The sequence below is a fragment of the Rhodococcus opacus genome (assembly GCF_012396235.1).
Taxonomy (GTDB): domain Bacteria; phylum Actinomycetota; class Actinomycetes; order Mycobacteriales; family Mycobacteriaceae; genus Rhodococcus_F; species Rhodococcus_F opacus.
On the sequence record NZ_JAAXPA010000015.1, the window covers coordinates 158,882 to 176,084 of the forward strand.

Consider the following 17,203-nt stretch of genomic DNA (forward strand, 5'->3'; position numbering starts at 1 on the left):
GGTAACCTCGCGGAGTGGCCGACAACCCTGACGCGCACGCCGTCCGCGACGCGGGCGAGACGGGATTCGTCTCGCCCGCGCCGCTGGCTAAGGATCGGCGTTCCGCGGATTGGCGGGACCTTCCCGGGCGCACCGACCCGCTGACCGCCGACCTCTCCGGGGTGATCGGCGGTCCGGTCGGACGGCATGCGGTCGTCGGGCGCAGCCGGTTCTTCACGCCGATGCGCGCCATTCTGTTGCTGGCGATCGTGTTTCTCGCGCTCGGCTGGTTCGCGAAGGCGCCGTGCATCCAGCAGGCGCCGGTCGGTGAGAACGGCGCGCTCGGGCTCGACTGGAGTGGCAGCCGGCAGTACGTCGCCATGTGCTATTCGGACACGGTGCCCCTGTACGGGGCGGAACGGTTGAACGAGGGCGCCTTCCCCTACAAGAAGTGGTGGGAGGAAGACGCCGGCAACGGCCAGATTCAGCGCCGCTACATGGAGTACCCGGTGATCTCCGGGCTCTACCAGTACGGTGCGATGACGATCGCGAAGTCGTGGGATGCGGTGCACTGGCTGCCCGGTGCGCTGCAGGTCGCGATCTATTTCAACGTCGTCGCGCTCGGTCTGGCGCTGGCGTGGCTGGTCACCGTCTGGGCGAGTGCGCGGCTGGCCGGACGCCGCATCTGGGACGCCGCGCTGATCGCCGGTTCCCCGCTGGTGATCGTGCACGCATTCACGAATTTCGATCCCCTCGCAACGGCTTTCGCGGCGGGTGGGCTGCTGGCGTGGTCGCGGAAACGTCCGGTGCTCGCCGGGATCCTGCTCGGGCTCGGTGGTGCCGCCAAGCTGTATCCGCTGCTGCTCCTCGGACCTCTGCTGGTGCTGTGCCTGCGCACGGGCAAGGTCCGCGAGTGGTCGGTGACGGCACTGACCGGTATCGGCGCGTGGCTGGCGGTCAATCTGCCCATCGCCCTACTGTTCCCACGCGGCTGGGCCGAATTCTTCCGGCTCAACTCCGAACGCGGCGCAGACCCGGACTCCGTCTACAACGTGATCTCGTCGTTCACCGGCTGGACCGGATTCGACGGCATCCTGTCGGCCGGTCAGGTGCCCACCGTGCTCAACGCCGTGTCGTTCCTGCTGTTCGCCGTCGTGTGCGTCGGGATCGGGTACATCGCGCTGACGGCACCGAGACGGCCGCGACTGACCCAACTGTGTTTCCTGCTGGTCGCGGGTTTCCTCCTCACCAACAAGGTGTGGAGCCCGCAATATTCGCTGTGGCTGGTGCCGCTGGCCGTGCTCGCGTTCCCGCACCGGCGGATCCTGCTGGCCTGGATGACGATCGACGCGCTGGTGTGGGTGCCACGGATGCTCTACTACCTCGGCGTGTCCAACAAGGGACTCCCCGAGCAGTGGTTCACCGCCGCGGTGGTGGTCCGCGACGTCGCGGTCGTGGTCATCTGCGCGCTCGTCATCCGCCAGATCTACCGGCCCGACGAGGACCTCGTGCGGTACGGCTTCATCGACGATCCGGCGGGCGGCGTGCTCGATCAGGCGACCGATGCACAGCCACGGTGGCTGCCCGCCTGGCTACGGCCGCGGCAGCCGGTAGAAGCGGCTCCCGCTCACAGCGTTTCGCCGGCGACCGGTTAGGGCTTCGACAGCACCAGAGCCGCCCCGACCGCGAACACCGCGATCGACAGACCGAGGGCGAGCGCGCGGATCGACCACTGACGGGCGTCGGCGGCGGCGCGCACCGAAAGGTCGTACTCGCCCCGCTCCCACAGTCGGTGGACCGTGAGCGAGCGCAGCAGTGCGACGACGCCGAACGGCACGAACGCGATGATCGCAAGAATGGCGAGCGGCAGACTGCTGGCGGGCGGCGGTGCCAGCGGTCCGCCGAGGTCCGCCGAGGTGTCCTGCTGCTGCGACGTCATGCGTTGCCTCCCCGTGGTGGAGCCCACGACCGTGGGCGACGAGGTGGAGTATAGACCGTCGAGATTCCCGACTGTGCAGGGCCTTTCGCGCTGTCGGCGGTTACGTCCCGGCTATCGGCCGGTCTCCACTACGGGTGGATGTGCCCGGGCCGCGACCCACGCCGCCACCTGGGTGCGGGAGCTGACGGCCAGCTTGTCGAAGATGTGCTCGACGTGTCCGTCGACGGTGCGCCGCGAGATCACCAACGACTCGGCTATCTGCCGATTGCTGAGGCCCTGGGCGAGCAGGCCGGCGATCTCCTGTTCCCGTTTGGTGAGCGGCGACGCCTCGGCGCGGGGTGGCGCCCTGTGCTCGGTGGGGGTTCCCAGCGCGAGATCGACGGCCTCCTCGATCGTGAGCCGGACCGCAGGCGTTGCGAGTTGGGCGAACTCGTCGGGTCCCACGATGCGGGCAGCGTCGCGCTCCGACGACAGCGAATCGTCGGTGATGTGCGGGCCGAACGCCGCGACGGACGTGCCGAGCCGATGCCACACACCTTTCGCGGCTCCGCACAGCCTCGCCGCCGCGTTCGCGTCGCCGCTCGACGTGGCCACCCACGACAGCACCTCGATCGACAGGGCCGTGCAGATCTTGTCCTTGAAGTCGCGTTGGATCCGCAGCGCTTGCTGGGCGGCATCGACGGCGTCGTCGCTCCGGCCAAGGTGGAAATACGCGACGCTCGAAACCCACAGGGCGTAGGCCTTGTTCCACTTCTCACCGTGCGCATCCGCCACCGCGATCACGTCACGGCACGTCTCGAGGGCATCGTCGAGCCGGCCGTCGTAGGTCTGCGCCATGCCCATCTCGAACGACGCGGTCAGCACCGAGGCAGTGTCGCCGACGGCGCGGTGGACGGCGATGGCGTCACGGAACAGCCGGATGGCGTCGTCGGGATGGCCGGAGAACACGGCGTGGATCCCCGCCCAGTGGTCGGCGTGCGCGCGCAGTCGTTCGTCACCGAGCGCGGTCGCGATCGCCGTGCATTCGTCGAGGTGTTCGCGCGCGGCGTCGCGGTCGCCCTGGATAAGTGCGGTCCACGCGGTCACCCACAGCACGTCGCCCCGCTCCCGGGTGGGTTCGGTGAGCCGTAGCAGTATCCGTTCGAGCCGAATCCGCCCGTCGGACAGGTTGCCGCCTGCGATCCAGTGGTACCGCAGGGCGACGGCCAGTTCCGCGGCCGCCGCCCGCTGTGAGTCGTCGTGCAGGGCCCAGTCAAGGGCAGCCACGAGATTGGGGTGGTCGATCCGCAGTCCCGCGAGGATCTCGGATTGTCCTGGCCCGCACCAGTCGAGCGACGACCGGCGGGCGCGCTCCGAATAGTGCTCGAGATGTCGCCGGTACAGCTCGTCGTGCTCCCCGCTCAGCTCGAGGAGCTCGTGCCCGTACTCCCGTACCGTCATCAGCTGCGAGTAGCGGAGTCGCTCGGTCGAACGGTCCACGGTGACAAGACATTTTCCGACCAGCCGATCGAGAACGTCGATGACCGGCGTGTCCGTCAGCGCGCCGAACCCACTGATCGCCTCCGCGGCTTCGAGATCGAAGCTTCCGGGGAACACGGCGAGCCGGGACCACAGCAGCCGCTCGGTGTCCGAGCACAGTTCGTAACTCCAGTCGATGAGGGCGCGCAGCGTCTGCTGCCGGGGCATCGCCGCCCGGTCGCCACCGGTGAGGAGCGCGAAACGCTGGTCGAGGCGTTCGACGAGCTGCGACGCGGACAGCGACCGCAGCCGGGCCGCGGCGAGTTCGATCGCGAGCGGGATCCCGTCGAGCTGATTGCACAGCTGCGCGACGGCGGGGGCGTTCGCGTCGGTGAGGCGGAAGTCGGCGACCACGCCCTGCGCGCGTTCCACGAGCAACGACACCGATTCGAACGGGGCGATGTCCGCGGCGCGGCAGTCCTCGATGTCACCCGGAGTGTTCAGCGGTGGAAGGACGTACGTGAATTCGCCGGCGATCCCGAGCGGTTCGCGACTCGTGGTGAGGATCCGGACCTCCGGCGCCGAGGCGAGGACGGCACCGACGAATTCGCTTGCCGCGGACAGTAGGTGCTCGCAGTTGTCGAGGACGATCAGCAGGTGCCGGGACTGCAGCTGGTCGATCACCTTGTCCATCACCGCACGGCTCGACTGGTCGGTGACGCCGAGGGCGGCCGCGGCCGCGGAGGGCAGCGCGGCGGGATCGCGGACGGGCGCGAGGTCGATCCACCGGACGGAGTCGCGGAAGGCGCGCGCGGAGCGGACCGCGAGTTCCTCGGCCAGCCGTGTCTTGCCCACGCCGCCGGCACCGAGCAGCGACACGAGCCGGGACTGTTGCAGTCGTGCGCGGGCTTCCTCGATCTCGCGGCGCCGGCCGACGAAGCTGGTCATCGACCTCGTGAGTTCTCTCGAGTGAGTCAGTGGATCTCTCCCGTGTCCGGTTGGCCAGGTGGCACGAACCTACCCCCACTGGATGTGACGGACAACACAGGTAACCGAGGGGGTGATTTACCCGGTGTGGGGGTGATGTGACGTGGGTCATTGTCGTTGGCATACCCCGGTTGCCCGCTCGACTCCAGCCGGAACCCATCGCCTCGAGGAGCTCAACACCATGTCAAAGACCCTTTCTTCCGCCGACGTCGATGTCGTCGTCGTGGGTGCCGGATTCGCCGGCCTCTACGCGCTGCGCAAGTTGCGCGACACGATGAAGCTGTCGACGCGGGTGTTCGAGGCCGGCTCGGACGTGGGCGGCACCTGGTTCTGGAACCGGTACCCCGGTGCCCGCTGCGACATCGAGAGCGTTCACTACTCGTACTCGTTCGACGAGGATCTGCAGCAGGAATGGCAGTGGAGTGAGAAGTTCGCCGGACAGCCGGAGATCCTCCGCTACCTCGAACACGTCGCCGACCGCTTCGACCTGCGTAGAGACATCACGTTCGACACCCGCGTGGTCGGCGTGCATTGGGACGACGAGAACTCGGTGTGGACGGTCCGCACCGACGACGGCGCCGTCGTGCGTAGCCGGTACTTCATCTCGGGGGCGGGCAACCTGTCCGTGCCGAAGACGCCGGAGTTCGGCGGCATCGACAACTTCCGCGGGGAGGTGCTGCTCACCGGCAACTGGCCGCGTGAGGGCGCCGACTTCACCGGCAAGCGGGTGGCCGTGATCGGGACCGGGGCCAGCGGCATCCAGGCCATCCCGTTCATTGCCGAGGACGCGGCCGAACTGGTGGTCTTTCAGCGCACCCCCAACTTCGCGACCCCCCTCGGCAACGGTCCGATCGACCCGGACGAGATGGCCGGCGTCAAGGCGAACTACGGTGCGGTGCGCGATGCCGCCCGCAACCACTTCCTCGGGGTCCCGTTCGACCAGGTGCAGCCGTCCGCGCTCGCCGTCGACGCCGAGGAGCGCCGCCGCACCTTCGACGCGCGCTGGAACGCCGGCGGGTTCCGGTTGTTCATCGACTCCTACCAGGACATCCTGTTCGACAAGAAGGCCAACGACACGATCGCCGACTACATCCGGGATCGGATCCGCGAGCGGGTGCAGGATCCGGAGAAGGCCGCGACGCTGGCGCCGACGGGCTATGCGTACGGCACCAAGCGTCCCCCGCTCGAGACCAACTACTACGAGGCGTTCAACCGCGACTCGGTGAGCGTCGTCGACGTCAAGTCCACCCCGATCGACGAGATCACCGAAACCGGGGTCCGGGTCGGTGACCGCGTCTACGAGGTCGACACCATCGTGCTCGCAACCGGGTTCGACGCGATGACCGGACCGTTGATGGCCATGGACATCCGCGGTCGCGGTGGGCTACCGCTGGCGCAGAAGTGGGAGCACGGTCCCAAGACCTACCTCGGCATCATGGTCAACGAGTTCCCGAACCTGTTCCTCATCACCGGACCGCAGTCGCCGTCGGTGCTCTACAACATGCCCCTCGCCATCGAGGACCACGTCGACTTCGCGACCGACGCGATCGACTACCTGGACCGCCGCGACCTCGACGTCATCGAGCCCACCGTGCAGGCCGAAAGCGATTGGGGTGCTTTGACGAACGACATCGCCAACCAAACCCTGCTGCCGGAGACGAACTCCTGGTACATGGGCGCGAACATTCCCGGCAAGCCTCGTGCCTGCATGGTCTACCTCGGCGGAGCCCCCACCTATCGGGCGACGTGCGCAGAGGTGGTGGCCGGCGGTTACTCCGGTTTCGCGCTCACCCGGGCGGAGGCCCGCGTGGCCTCCACCGTGTCCTGAACCCCGAACCCCGAACCCCGACGAAGGAGACCGACATGGCACTCGACGCACACGCAGCAGACCTGATCGCCGGATTACAAGCGCAGGGGCTGAAGGCTTTCGAGCACAGCACCGTGGAGGAGGTGCGGGCGGTCGTGGCGACGTTCGCCGGACTGCAGGCGCCGCCCGAACCCGTCGCCCGGGTGGCGGACGCACACTACGAGAGCGGCGGAGCGCAGATCGCGCTGCGGGTCTACGTGCCGGAGGGCGAGGCTCCGCACCCAGTAGTCCTGTACTTCCACGGCGGTGGGTTCGTCGCCGGTGACCTCGATGTCATCGACGAACCGGCCCGCGCGGTCGCGAACGGCGCCGGCGCGATCGTCGTCGCCGCGACGTACCGCCGCGCACCGGAACACCGGTTCCCGGCCGCCGCCGACGACGCGTCCGCTGCCCTGCAGTGGGTGGCCGACCACGTCGGAAGCTACGGCGGTGACGCCGGCAACGTCGTCGTCATGGGCGACAGCGCCGGCGGCAACCTGGCCGCCGTCACCGCGCTGCGGGCCCGGGACGAGGACGGGCCGCGCCTGCGGGGACAGGTGCTGATCTACCCGGTGATCGATCCGAACGCCGACCTCCCGTCCCGGCAGGAGTTCGCCGAGGGCTACGTGATCGGCGACGGGGACCTCGACTGGTTCTGGAGCAACTACCTCTCCTCGCCCGAGGACGCGGAACATCCGTATGCGGTACCGAGTCGCGCCGCCGGCCTCGAGGGGTTGCCGCCGGCCCTCGTGCTCACCACCGAGAACGAGGTGGCCCGCGACGAGGCGGAGGCGTACGCCGAGTCGTTGCGACAGGCCGGGGTCGACACCGAGGCGATCCGCTTCGACGGGCTGATTCACGGCGCGTTCTGGATGTCCGGGGCGGTTCCGCGCAGTGCCGAGATGCGCTCGGCGGTCGTCGAGTTCGTGAAGAGGGTGACGGCCACCGCGCCCGTCGCGTGACGTGACCGACCGTGTCAGCCCTCGACTCGTGCCTCGAGTCGGGGGCAGACACGTGGCCACTCCTCGTCGATCATCGAGAACAGTGCGGTGTTGCGCCAGGTCCCGTCGCGGCGACGCCGATGCTTGCGCAGGATTCCTTCGAACTCGGCCCCCAGTTTCGCGATGGCGCCGCGGGAGTGGGCGTTGCGTTCGTCGGTGTGCCATTCGACGCGGACCGCGCCGAGGTCTTCGAACGCCCGCCGCAGCAACAGCAGTTTCGCCTCCGGATTGATGAGCGTGCCCTGCGCGGAACGGGACAACCAGGTGTGCCCGATCGCGAGGCTGCGGTTCTTCGGGTCGATCAGATACAGCGACGTCGAGCCGACGATCCTCTCGGTGGTGATGTCGATCTGCGCGTACGCGAGGCGGGTCGGATCCTCGTCGGCGGTGCGGACGAACGCCACCGCGTCGTCGCGGTCGGCGATCGCTGCGGACGTCCAGTGGAAGATGCGGGGGTCGTCGACGGCGTCCAGCAGGCCGTCGACGTGGTCCTCGCCCAGTGGTTCGAGTCGTACGTGCCGTCCGGTCAGCGTGGGGTGCGCGAACCAGGATTCGCTCATCGCACCGGCTCGGGAGATTTCAGCACCGGCCGCCTGCCGGATTCGGGACCGGTGCGCCCACGGACGGGCGGATGCCGTTGGGCGGCGCGCAGGAACACGAAGAACAGCACCACCAGCAGTCCCGCGCGGCCCCACACCCCGAACTTCACCAGAACCTCGAACGTCGACGCGTCGGTCTGGGCGGCGAGGGCGCCGAAGTATTTGAAGACGCCGATCCCCATCGACAGGTCGGCCACCAGATATGCCGCGACGAGCCCCCACGGGACGCGCAGCAGGACGAAGAACGGGATGAGCCACAACGTGTACTGCGGCGAATGCACCTTGTGCAGCAGCAGGAATCCGCAGAGCATGGCGGCGCTGACCGCGATCCACGGGTAGACGCCGTCGCGTTGGAACCGCAGCCAGCCGAGCCGCAGGGCGATCGCGAACGCGGCGCAGACGAGGAGTGGCGACAGCAGGCTCACCGTCTGGTCGTACGCGGGGAGCGGGACGTCGTCGGCGACCGGACCGAACAGCGGCCGCAGGCCCCAGTACCAGATGGAGTTGGTCGTGAGGTCGGCCTGACGGTTCTCCTGGAACGTGAACGACGCCCGCCATCCGCTGTAGGAGATGAGGGCGAACGGCAGGTTCACCGCCACGACGGTGGTGATCGCGGCCACCGCGACCATCACCGCGCCGCGCACGTCGTAGCGCCGCCCGGCGATGCCGTCCCGGGTGAGGACGTAGGCGATCAGCGGCAGCACGAACGCACCCGGATACACCTTCAGGCAGAACCCGACGGCGAGGAGCACCGCCGCGAGGACGGCCCGGGCGCGGAGCGGGACCCGTTCGAGTGTCATGACGAAGATCGCGGCCACCGACGTCGCGACCACCGGCAGTTCCCAGTTGTGGAAGGCGTACAGCACCAGCGGCGGAGTGGCCGACCACAGCAGCGCCCACCAGCCGGCCAGCCGTCCCAGCATCCACGCCGTGAGCAGGCCGAACGGAGCGAGGATCAGCGCCGAGTGCAGCAGGAAGTCGGCGTCGGTGTGTGAACCGATGCCGCCGAGCCACATCAGCACACCGCTCAGCACCGGGTACTCCACGGTGCCGCCGGTGAGGATGCCGTCGGCGTTGATTCCCCCGGTGACGTACGGAAAGACGTGCAGGTTGACGTCGCGTCCGAGCCACAGGAACTGGATGTCGGAGTAGCAGACCTGTGTGTCCTTGATGCGGTCGAAGATCAGGCTTCGCCCGACGCCGTCGAACGGCGCCCCGGCGCACCGCGCCTTCTGCAGGTAGCCGGCGAGCATGGAGAGGCCCGCCAACCCGACGACGAGCGCCGTGATCGGCGACCGCTGCCGAGCTCCGATATGCATGAATCCACATTAGGGTGCGCGGGCCTCCGCGTGCGAAGCGGAAACGCCGCGGGTGCGGACGTCAGTCGCTCGGCCGGCGCAGGGCGTCGGGTTTGTGGACGGCGTCCCGCCCGCTCTTGTCGCTGACGACGCGGTACTGCGGGTCGTCCTCGGACGCCCGCACCGTGCGGCCTGCCGCCTCGGTGTCCTCGGTGATCTTCTCCTCGACCGTCCCCGACGTGGTGGTGCCGTGGGTCTTCCACTCCACCTCGTCGCCCTGTCGGAATTTCTTCTCTTCTGCCATCGTGTCGGCGTACCCCGCGGTTCCCGGCGTCACACCGGTCGGCCTGATTTCGCTGGTCAGGGGCTCGTCGTGTAACCTGCAAAGGTTGCTGACGCAACGACCCTCCTGCCACGGACAGTCCGTGGCCGTTTTCACTAGTCCATAGGAGGTGATGAGGTCTTATGCGTCATTACGAATTGATGGTCATCCTTGACCCCAGCCTGGACGAGCGCACTGTTGCTCCTTCGCTGGATACGTTCCTCAATGTTGTTCGCCAGGACGGCGGCAAGATCGACAAGGTCGATGTCTGGGGTAAGCGTCGTCTCGCCTACGAGATCCTGAAGCACAGCGAAGGCATCTACGCGGTGATCGACATCAGCGCTACTCCCGCCACCGTCGCAGAGCTCGACCGTCAGCTCGGTCTGAACGAGTCGGTGCTGCGTACGAAGGTTCTGCGCCACAACAAGTGATTTCTGTCGGTCACCAGCCCTAGGCTCGTGCCCAACCGAACTCCACATTCTGCAGGAGGAACCATATGGCAGGCGACACCGTCATCACCGTCATCGGAAACTTGACGGCTGATCCGGAGCTCCGATTCACCCCCGCGGGTGCCGCGGTCGCGAACTTCACTGTCGCGTCCACGCCCCGCACCTTCGACCGTCAGACCAATGAATGGAAAGACGGCGAAGCGCTGTTTCTGCGTTGCAACATCTGGCGCGAGGCAGCCGAGAACGTCGCGGAGAGCTTGACCCGTGGCTCGCGAGTGATCGTGAGCGGCCGGCTCAAGCAGCGTTCGTACGAAACTCGTGAAGGTGAAAAGCGCACTGTCGTCGAGCTCGAGGTCGACGAGATCGGCCCCTCGCTGAGGTACGCCACGGCCAAGGTCAACAAGGCCAACCGTGGTGGCGGCAGCGGCGGTGGCTTCGGTTCCTCCGGCGGATCGGGCGGCGGACGTCCGCAATCCAACACCGGCGGAGATGATCCGTGGGGCAGTGCGCCGCAGGCGTCCGGCTCCTTCGGAGGCTCTGGTGGCGGGAGCGACGAACCCCCGTTCTGATCCGTACCTGATCGGAACATCCAGAAAAGAGCAAACTAATGCCGAAGCCGCCCTTGCGCGACAAGGTAATGAAGAAGAAGATCTGCATCTTCTGCAAAGAGAAGAACACGCAGATCAACTACAAGGACACGACGCTTCTGCGTAAGTACGTCAGCGACCGCGGCAAGATCCGCGCGCGCCGTGTCACCGGCAACTGCGTCCAGCACCAGCGCGACGTTGCCATTGCCGTCAAGAACTCACGTGAGGTGGCGTTGCTGCCTTACGCCACCGTGGCTCGCTAAGGAAAGGGAGGAAAGACATGAAGCTCATCCTCACCGCTGACGTGGACAACCTCGGTGCGCCTGGCGACACCGTCGAGGTCAAGGACGGCTACGGCCGCAACTACCTGCTGCCCCGCGGCCTGGCCATCGTCGCCACCCGTGGCGCCGAGAAGCAGGTCGAAGGCATCCGTCGTGCGCAGGAAGCCCGCGCCGTGCGCGGACTCGACCACGCCAAGGAGCTCAAGGACGCCATCGAAGGCCTCGAGAACGTCTCGCTGTCGGTCAAGACCGCCGGTGACTCGGGCAAGCTCTTCGGTTCGGTTACCGCCGCCGACGTCGCCGGTGCCATCAAGGCCGCCGGTGGACCCGTCGTCGACAAGCGCAGCCTGGAGCTGCCGAAGGCTCACATCAAGGCGACCGGCAAGCACGCCATCGTCGTGAACCTGCACCCCGACGTGGTTGCGAAGTTCCACCTGAACGTCGTCGGCGCCTAGTCGACTCGTTTACTCACAGGCCCCCCGGACGCCTCGGCGTGTGGGGGGTCTGTGCTTGTCGATTCCGGCTTACAGCCGCTCTCTCGAGCCCCGTTTTCACCGGTGTGAAGCACGCAGAGGAGCGGCTTCCAGCTGTGTCTGGAAGTTAGCCGCCCCGCCGACGATCTGTGAGGTGAATCATATTGCCACGCAGGGGCGACCAACTCAACACGCCCGAGTCGTCAACGCGAAAGACACGCCGAACGGGTTTTCATCCACAGTGGTGAGAATCTAAAAAACGGCCCTGATCTGGGTCTTTGGGATTGTGAAATGCACTTATCCTCAGGTTATCCCCATGGGGTTAACAAACGTACCCAGCAGTTTCCACAATTTGTCCCCAACTGTGTACACAGGCTGGTTTGAACAGCGGGTAGCTAATCCCTAACGTCGTCCCGGCGTGTCTCGCGATCACGACGCCGGCTGCCGCGAAGATCCTGCGAAGGTTGTCGGTAGGGGCGAGTACAAAGAGTTCGGGGCACCAACACCGGGAAGCATTTTCCGGGGTGGCGCAACAGTGATGGGGAAGGTCGGTCGAGTGGCTGTAGTAGACGATCGGGGCCGTTCCGAATACCCGGGTCCGCCTGACGCGGAGCCCGGCGAAGAGTTCGGCCGGCAGCCACCTCAGGACATGGCGGCGGAGCAGTCGGTGCTCGGCGGCATGCTCCTCAGCAAGGACGCCATCGCGGACGTGCTCGAGGTGCTCCGTCCCGGCGACTTCTACCGTCCCGCGCATCAGTCGGTGTACGACGTGATCCTGGACCTCTACAGCCGCGGTGAGCCCGCCGACCCGGTCACGGTGTCCGCGGAACTGGACCGTCGTGGCGAGCTCCGCCGCATCGGTGGAGCGCCCTATCTGGTGACGCTCACCCAGACGGTGCCCACCGCCGCCAACGCCGGCTACTACGCCGAGATCGTGGCGGAGAAAGCCATCCTGCGTCGCCTCGTCGACGCCGGCACCCGCATCGTCCAGTACGGCTACACCGGCGCCGACGGTCAGGACGTCGCCGAGGTCGTCGACCGCGCGCAGGCCGAGATCTTCGAGGTCACCGAACGCCGCACCACCGAAGACTTCGTCCCCCTCGAAGAGCTCCTGCAGCCCACGATGGACGAGATCGACTCCATCGCCAGCCGCGGCGGCATCTCCCTCGGTGTGCCTACCGGCTTCGTCGAACTCGACGAGATCACCAACGGCCTCCACCCCGGCCAGATGATCATCGTCGCGGCCCGACCTGGTGTGGGTAAGTCGACACTGGGAATGGATTTTTTGCGCTCCTGCTCCGTGAAGCACGGCATGGCCAGCGTCATGTTCTCGCTCGAGATGAGCAAAACCGAGATCGTCATGCGTCTGCTGTCGGCGGAGGCGAAGATCAAGCTCGGCGACATGCGCTCCGGCAAGATGACCGACGACGACTGGACGAAGCTCGCCCGTCGTATGAGCGAGATCAGTGAGGCGCCGCTGTTCATCGACGACTCCCCCAACCTCACGATGATGGAGATCCGCGCAAAAGCCCGGCGGCTCAAGCAGAAACACGACATCAAGCTCATCGTGATCGACTACCTGCAGCTGATGAGCTCGGGTAAGAAGGTCGAGTCACGTCAGCAGGAAGTCTCCGAGTTCTCCCGTAGCCTCAAGCTTTTGGCGAAGGAACTCGAGGTTCCCGTGGTCGCGATCTGCCAGCTGAACCGTGGTCCCGAGCAGCGACAGGACAAGCGCCCCCAGGTCGCCGACCTTCGTGAGTCGGGATCGCTCGAGCAGGACGCCGACATGGTCATCCTTCTCTACCGTCCCGACGCCACCGAACGCGACGACCCTCGCGGCGGCGAGGCCGACCTGATCCTCGGCAAGCACCGTAACGGACCCACAGCGACAATCACTGTGGCGCACCAGCTTCACTTGTCGAAGTTCGTCGACATGGCGCGGGGTTAGGCCCTCCTCCCCCTGCTGCTGCTGCCGTAGATTCCGGAGCTAGATGTTCTCTTGCGTCGTATTCCGATAAACGGAACTAGTGCCACACCCGTGAAGGTTTGCCCTCTTGTAGCGACACACCGCTTGGTTGCGGAACTGGGGCTGGTGGGTGGGCCACGCTGTGGTGGTGGCAGAACGAGTGCGCGTGCGGGAGATCGATGACGACGAAGGAAGACGATTGTTACGGATCGTGCGTCGCGGAAGCGGGTCGGTGGTGACCTGGCGGCGAGCGCAGATGATCTTGCTGTCCGCGCAGCGGATGCCGGTGGCCAAGATCGCCGACGTCACGTTCACCAGCGCCGACCGGGTCCGTGACGTGATCCACAACTTCAACAGGGACGGTTTCGACTCGCTGTATCCGAAATACAAAGGCGGGCGGCCGAAGACGTTCACCCTCCCCGAACGCCGGGAGATCAAGAAGATCGCCAAGTCCACCCCGACCGAGCACGACCTGCCGTTCTCGACCTGGAGTCTGTCCAAGCTGGCGGACTTCCTGGTCGCCGAGGGGGTGGTCGACGACATCAGCCATGAGGGCCTTCGGGTTCTGCTCCGAGAGGAGGGCGTCTCGTTTCAAAAAGTGAAGACATGGAAGGCGTCCCGGGACCCGGACTACGCGGTGAAGAAGGCCCGGGTCGAGCACCTGTACGCGATCGCCGACCGAGAGGTCGTGCCCGAGCCCGGTGAGCCGGGGGTGGTGTTCTGCCTCGACGAATTCGGTCCCTTGAACCTGCAACCGCATCCGGGGCGGCAGTGGGCCGAACGCGGCGGCAGGCACAAGGACGCCGAGCGTGAGCCGCGACGCCGCCGACGGGCCACATGCAACCGCCTACACGGAGTACGGCACCTGTTCGCCGCCTACGATCTGGCCACCGACAGGCTCTACGGGCACGTCAAAGACACCAAAACCCGCACCCAGTTCCTCACCTTCTGCCGCTACCTGCGCAGCCTCTACCCGGCCGGCGTGCGCCTGGCGATCGTGTGTGACAACTTCTCGCCGCACCTGACTACGAAGAGATGCCGCCGGGTCGCCAACTGGGCGGAGGCGAACAACGTCGAGATCGCATACACGCCGACGAATAGTTCGTGGTTGAACCGGATCGAGGCGCAGTTCACCGCGCTGCGCTACTTCGCGCTCGACGGCACCGACCATGCCTCTCATCGCGAGCAGGCCAGCATGATCCGCCGCTACATCATCTGGCGGAACAAGCATGCCGCCGACGAACGGTTACGGGAGATCGTCAACAAGGCAAACGTTGCCTGATACGGCACTAGCGACGCCGTCGGCCCGAAGGTCCTCGCGGCGGCGCGCCAGTTTCTCGCCGCTCGGGGATCCACCATCGGGGACTCACCCTTGTGCCCCGGCGGCACGGCCAGCGCCACGCGCACGGCTGCTGGCGGGTGACAGCACCATGTCGCGCCGCACGATCGTGCGGAACTCTGGGTTGACCGCAGCTTTGCCGCAAGAACATGTCGAGATCCCAGCCCCGGCTCCGTCCCAGCATCGAATCGGCAAGGCGACAATTGGAGGATGGATCCATGGCACACGTACAACGTTTCGACCACATCGGCATTACCGTCGCGGACCTCGACTCGGTAACGGCGTTCTTCGTCGGACTAGGTCTCGAGGTCGAGGGCACCGGATCCGTGGAGGGCGAGTTCGTGGAGACCGTCTGCGGCATCCCCGGCGCGCACTGTGAGATCGTGATGCTGCGGCCACCCGACGGAGGATCCCGGTTGGAGCTCGCGGCCTTCGTCACGCCCGACCACGTGCCCGGATCGCCCACGGCGATGGCCAACGAGCTTGGGCTGCGCAACGTGTCCTTCGAGGTCGGCGACCTCCAGGCGGCCGTCGACGCGGTGGCTGCGGATGGGTACGGGCTCATCGGCGGCATCGGCGAGTACGAGAACAGCGTGCGAATGGCCTACGTGCGTGGGCCCGAAGGGATCATCGTGTCCCTGTTCGAGCAGATCGGCTGACGCGCGAGCGTTACCCAATCCGTCGCCATGGACGCGGCGGTAGCTCGACAACGTTACAGAATGCCCGTCTGTAGCCGTCCCGTGCGCAGATGTCGCCCGAGACGCCCGGTGGTTGCTGGACACCTCGACGACGATCCTGACCACAAGGCTCACCGGATTCCGCCGGGGGTTTCGCCTGAGGAGCACTTACGCCCATTACGCCCTGACGACTGAGAGGGCCGATCAACCGATCCGCAACGGACGTCCAGGCCTGTTCACAGACAGCGAGTCGCCCCACCCGTGCGGGCATCGGCTGCGAGGGGCAACGACGATCTGCGACGCTGATCAGACAACAGCGGAACACTTGAAGAGGCTGGAGATGACCGAAGCCCCGAGCAACGGCTCCACATCAGGTGACGAAGCGGTTACTGTTCGTGCCGAAGCGATCCGGGCCGCGGCAATCAGCGCGGCACCGAAGCACAGACGGCTGCTGCAATCGGCCAGGGGTGGTCGCATCCTCAGCGCAATCACGCTCCGGGTCTTCGCTATCTTCACACCCCCTGGGCACGGGTGCTCACGACGACCGGACGAAAGACCGGCCAGCAGCGCCGGAACTACGTTCGTGCGATCCGGCGCCACGACAAGGTGTACGTCGTAATGCTCCGCCCTCCCGCATTGGCAATCGAGAGACCCCTGGCCGTCTCGTTCTGGGTGTGGAACATGCGAGGCAACCCGAACATTCGCCTGCGACTGCGGCGCCGAACCTGTGCCGGTGTCGCGCGAGAGATCAGTGACCCGACCGAGCTGCAACAGGCACGAGAGGCAATCTGCGAGACAGTGCACCTCATCGACTACGGCGAGTGCCGTCTTCATCTGCGCGGCCGCCCTTCCCGGACCAAGATCAAGGATCTGCACCGCTACTGGTTCGACACCAGCATCCCACTCGTAATCGAACTCGCGGAGTAGGCGAGGTATCGGTGGAAGGGGCACCCGCACGCTGCCGCCGATACCTCGTGAAGTACGGGGCACGAACCAGGACCCGGGACGAATCGGACGGACGTCGAGCCTCCAGGTGGTCCCGCAAGAGGTTCTGTCACCGTCCGAACCCGCTGCGCGACAGGGGATCGAAGTACACCCTGGTCGCGTCACTTCGGGGATGCCGACTACACGAGGTCGGCCAGTAGCCGGGCGTCGCGGTCTACGGCCCAGAGGTGGGCACCTTCGTCGGCGAGTCTTTCAGCGGTGGCGATCTGTCGATCATCGCCGGTCAGGCGTCTACACCGCTGTTGCCGCAACCGCGTCCGGTTCCAACCGGGAGTACGTGAACTCGCTCGGCGCTGACGAGTTCGTCGACTACCGCGAGCAGCGGTTCGAGACGTCGGTGGCGCCGGTGCATGCCGTGATCGACACGGTCGGCGGCACAGTCCAACAGCGGTCCCTCGACGTGTTGAAGCGAGACGGGGTTCTCGTCGCCCTGCCAGCGGACGTCCCGGACGAGGTCAAGGCCGAAGCCGAGCGACGCGGTAAACGGACGCGATACTTCAGCGTCGAACCGAACGCTGACACGCTGACCAAGATCTCCCGGCTCGTCGCTGACGGCAGAGTGCGGCCCACGGTCAGTTCGGTGTATCCCCTCGCCGAGGCTCGAGCTGCCCACGAAGAGGGCCGGGCAGGACACGTCCGAGGGAAGCTGGTCCTCGACGCGACCACGGTTGCTTCCTGACCAGCGTGCTTCGGGACGGGTGCGACTGCTTCCCGAAATGCGCTGGGCGCCTATCTCGCCCGGTTGAAGTTCGGCTTCCGGACGTCGGTGAGCACCGGATTCTGTCGGCTGCGCCCGACGGCGGCTTACGGTGCGGAAGCCACCTGTTGGACGATCCTGTCGTCGGCTCGAACCATTGACTCGAAAGTGTGTGGCGCTCCTCGGGTTTATGTGGGCGCCATTTCTGCTGCTCAGGGTGGGTTGTGTTGTTGGCCGCACTGTTCGGCGTTTCACCGATGATATGAGGGACGCGCACGCGCAGCACCTCTAGGTTTCGGG

General features: G+C 66.4%; 17 protein-coding genes. 12 read left to right on the forward strand and 5 right to left on the reverse strand.

The features are described 5' to 3' along the window. Positions 1-14 precede the first annotated feature (14 nt). A complete protein-coding gene (locus HGB39_RS21100) occupies positions 15-1,634 on the forward strand; it encodes a glycosyltransferase family 87 protein (protein ID WP_005569406.1) in 1,620 nt (539 codons plus the stop codon). Here HGB39_RS21100 and HGB39_RS21105 read toward each other — a convergent pair. Both HGB39_RS21105 and HGB39_RS21110 read right to left on the reverse strand, forming a co-directional pair. Next, positions 1,631-1,918 carry a CD225/dispanin family protein gene (locus tag HGB39_RS21105; RefSeq protein WP_005569407.1) on the reverse strand — a complete coding sequence of 96 codons (288 nt, stop codon included), beginning with the start codon at positions 1,916-1,918 and terminating at the stop codon, positions 1,631-1,633. The genes HGB39_RS21100 and HGB39_RS21105 overlap by 4 nt on opposite strands. A 111-nt stretch (positions 1,919-2,029) precedes the next feature. Then, a complete protein-coding gene (locus tag HGB39_RS21110) occupies positions 2,030-4,324 on the reverse strand; it encodes an ATP-binding protein (protein WP_005264433.1) in 2,295 nt (764 codons plus the stop codon). Between the two features lie 220 nt (positions 4,325-4,544). Here HGB39_RS21110 and HGB39_RS21115 point away from each other — a divergent pair, with 220 nt between their 5' ends. Both HGB39_RS21115 and HGB39_RS21120 read left to right on the forward strand, forming a co-directional pair. Beyond that, the gene (locus HGB39_RS21115) at positions 4,545-6,191 is read left to right on the forward strand and encodes a flavin-containing monooxygenase (protein WP_005572933.1); all 1,647 of its coding nucleotides are present in this window, start codon (positions 4,545-4,547) and stop codon (positions 6,189-6,191) included. A gap of 35 nt (positions 6,192-6,226) precedes the next feature. Beyond that, a complete protein-coding gene (locus HGB39_RS21120) occupies positions 6,227-7,171 on the forward strand; it encodes an alpha/beta hydrolase (RefSeq protein ID WP_005572932.1) in 945 nt (314 codons plus the stop codon). A 14-nt stretch (positions 7,172-7,185) separates the two neighbouring features. Here the strand turns inward: HGB39_RS21120 and HGB39_RS21125 are convergent, their stop codons facing one another. The 3 genes from HGB39_RS21125 to HGB39_RS21135 all read right to left on the reverse strand — a co-directional run bounded on the left by HGB39_RS21125 (position 7,186) and on the right by HGB39_RS21135 (position 9,411). After that, a complete protein-coding gene (locus tag HGB39_RS21125) occupies positions 7,186-7,770 on the reverse strand; it encodes a GNAT family N-acetyltransferase (RefSeq protein WP_005572931.1) in 585 nt (194 codons plus the stop codon). Then, on the reverse strand, positions 7,767-9,128 hold the full coding sequence (locus tag HGB39_RS21130) for a glycosyltransferase family protein (protein WP_054248796.1): 1,362 nt from the start codon (positions 9,126-9,128) through the stop codon (positions 7,767-7,769). The genes HGB39_RS21125 and HGB39_RS21130 overlap by 4 nt, the downstream gene beginning before the upstream one ends. 61 nt (positions 9,129-9,189) lie before the next feature. Then, entirely contained in the window at positions 9,190-9,411 is a 222-nt protein-coding gene (locus HGB39_RS21135) for a hypervirulence associated TUDOR domain-containing protein (protein ID WP_157792784.1), read from the reverse strand. A gap of 161 nt (positions 9,412-9,572) precedes the next feature. Between HGB39_RS21135 and rpsF the strand changes: the two genes are divergently transcribed. The 9 genes from rpsF to HGB39_RS21180 all read left to right on the forward strand — a co-directional run bounded on the left by rpsF (position 9,573) and on the right by HGB39_RS21180 (position 16,885). Beyond that, complete coding sequence (gene rpsF / locus HGB39_RS21140; RefSeq protein ID WP_005249677.1) at positions 9,573-9,860, forward strand: 30S ribosomal protein S6; 288 nt, start codon at positions 9,573-9,575, stop codon at positions 9,858-9,860. A gap of 65 nt (positions 9,861-9,925) precedes the next feature. Beyond that, positions 9,926-10,447 (forward strand): single-stranded DNA-binding protein, encoded by a 522-nt coding sequence (locus HGB39_RS21145; RefSeq protein WP_005249678.1) that lies wholly within the window; start codon positions 9,926-9,928, stop codon positions 10,445-10,447. Positions 10,448-10,485: 38 nt separating this feature from the next. Then, a complete protein-coding gene (gene rpsR, locus HGB39_RS21150) occupies positions 10,486-10,728 on the forward strand; it encodes a 30S ribosomal protein S18 (protein WP_005249686.1) in 243 nt (80 codons plus the stop codon). Between the two features lie 17 nt (positions 10,729-10,745). Next, on the forward strand, positions 10,746-11,201 hold the full coding sequence (gene rplI / locus HGB39_RS21155) for a 50S ribosomal protein L9 (RefSeq protein WP_005249695.1): 456 nt from the start codon (positions 10,746-10,748) through the stop codon (positions 11,199-11,201). A gap of 574 nt (positions 11,202-11,775) precedes the next feature. Then, a complete protein-coding gene (gene dnaB, locus HGB39_RS21160; RefSeq protein ID WP_029539771.1) occupies positions 11,776-13,167 on the forward strand; it encodes a replicative DNA helicase in 1,392 nt (463 codons plus the stop codon). Positions 13,168-13,333: 166 nt separating this feature from the next. Further along, positions 13,334-14,467: an IS630 family transposase gene (locus HGB39_RS21165; RefSeq protein WP_312029804.1), complete on the forward strand. Its 1,134-nt coding sequence runs from the start codon at positions 13,334-13,336 to the stop codon at positions 14,465-14,467. Between the two features lie 275 nt (positions 14,468-14,742). After that, positions 14,743-15,183 carry a VOC family protein gene (locus HGB39_RS21170; protein ID WP_005572832.1) on the forward strand — a complete coding sequence of 147 codons (441 nt, stop codon included), beginning with the start codon at positions 14,743-14,745 and terminating at the stop codon, positions 15,181-15,183. 549 nt (positions 15,184-15,732) lie between these two features. Then, positions 15,733-16,128: a nitroreductase/quinone reductase family protein gene (locus HGB39_RS38885; protein WP_005572831.1), complete on the forward strand. Its 396-nt coding sequence runs from the start codon at positions 15,733-15,735 to the stop codon at positions 16,126-16,128. A gap of 355 nt (positions 16,129-16,483) precedes the next feature. Next, the gene (locus tag HGB39_RS21180; protein WP_005572830.1) at positions 16,484-16,885 is read left to right on the forward strand and encodes a zinc-binding dehydrogenase; all 402 of its coding nucleotides are present in this window, start codon (positions 16,484-16,486) and stop codon (positions 16,883-16,885) included. The last annotated feature ends 318 nt before the right edge of the window (positions 16,886-17,203 follow it).

What these genes read in the sequence shown, in the direction of transcription:
- HGB39_RS21105 (WP_005569407.1), bottom strand. Translation starts at nt 1,918, where the DNA reads ATGACGTCGCAGCAGCAGGACACCTCGGCGGACCTCGGCGGACCGCTG.
- HGB39_RS21110 (WP_005264433.1), bottom strand. Translation starts at nt 4,324, where the DNA reads ATGACCAGCTTCGTCGGCCGGCGCCGCGAGATCGAGGAAGCCCGCGCA.
- HGB39_RS21115 (WP_005572933.1), top strand. Translation starts at nt 4,545, where the DNA reads ATGTCAAAGACCCTTTCTTCCGCCGACGTCGATGTCGTCGTCGTGGGT.
- HGB39_RS21120 (WP_005572932.1), top strand. Translation starts at nt 6,227, where the DNA reads ATGGCACTCGACGCACACGCAGCAGACCTGATCGCCGGATTACAAGCG.
- HGB39_RS21125 (WP_005572931.1), bottom strand. Translation starts at nt 7,770, where the DNA reads ATGAGCGAATCCTGGTTCGCGCACCCCACGCTGACCGGACGGCACGTA.
- HGB39_RS21130 (WP_054248796.1), bottom strand. Translation starts at nt 9,128, where the DNA reads ATGCATATCGGAGCTCGGCAGCGGTCGCCGATCACGGCGCTCGTCGTC.
- HGB39_RS21135 (WP_157792784.1), bottom strand. Translation starts at nt 9,411, where the DNA reads ATGGCAGAAGAGAAGAAATTCCGACAGGGCGACGAGGTGGAGTGGAAG.
- rpsF (WP_005249677.1), top strand. Translation starts at nt 9,573, where the DNA reads ATGCGTCATTACGAATTGATGGTCATCCTTGACCCCAGCCTGGACGAG.
- HGB39_RS21145 (WP_005249678.1), top strand. Translation starts at nt 9,926, where the DNA reads ATGGCAGGCGACACCGTCATCACCGTCATCGGAAACTTGACGGCTGAT.
- rpsR (WP_005249686.1), top strand. Translation starts at nt 10,486, where the DNA reads ATGCCGAAGCCGCCCTTGCGCGACAAGGTAATGAAGAAGAAGATCTGC.
- rplI (WP_005249695.1), top strand. Translation starts at nt 10,746, where the DNA reads ATGAAGCTCATCCTCACCGCTGACGTGGACAACCTCGGTGCGCCTGGC.
- HGB39_RS21170 (WP_005572832.1), top strand. Translation starts at nt 14,743, where the DNA reads ATGGCACACGTACAACGTTTCGACCACATCGGCATTACCGTCGCGGAC.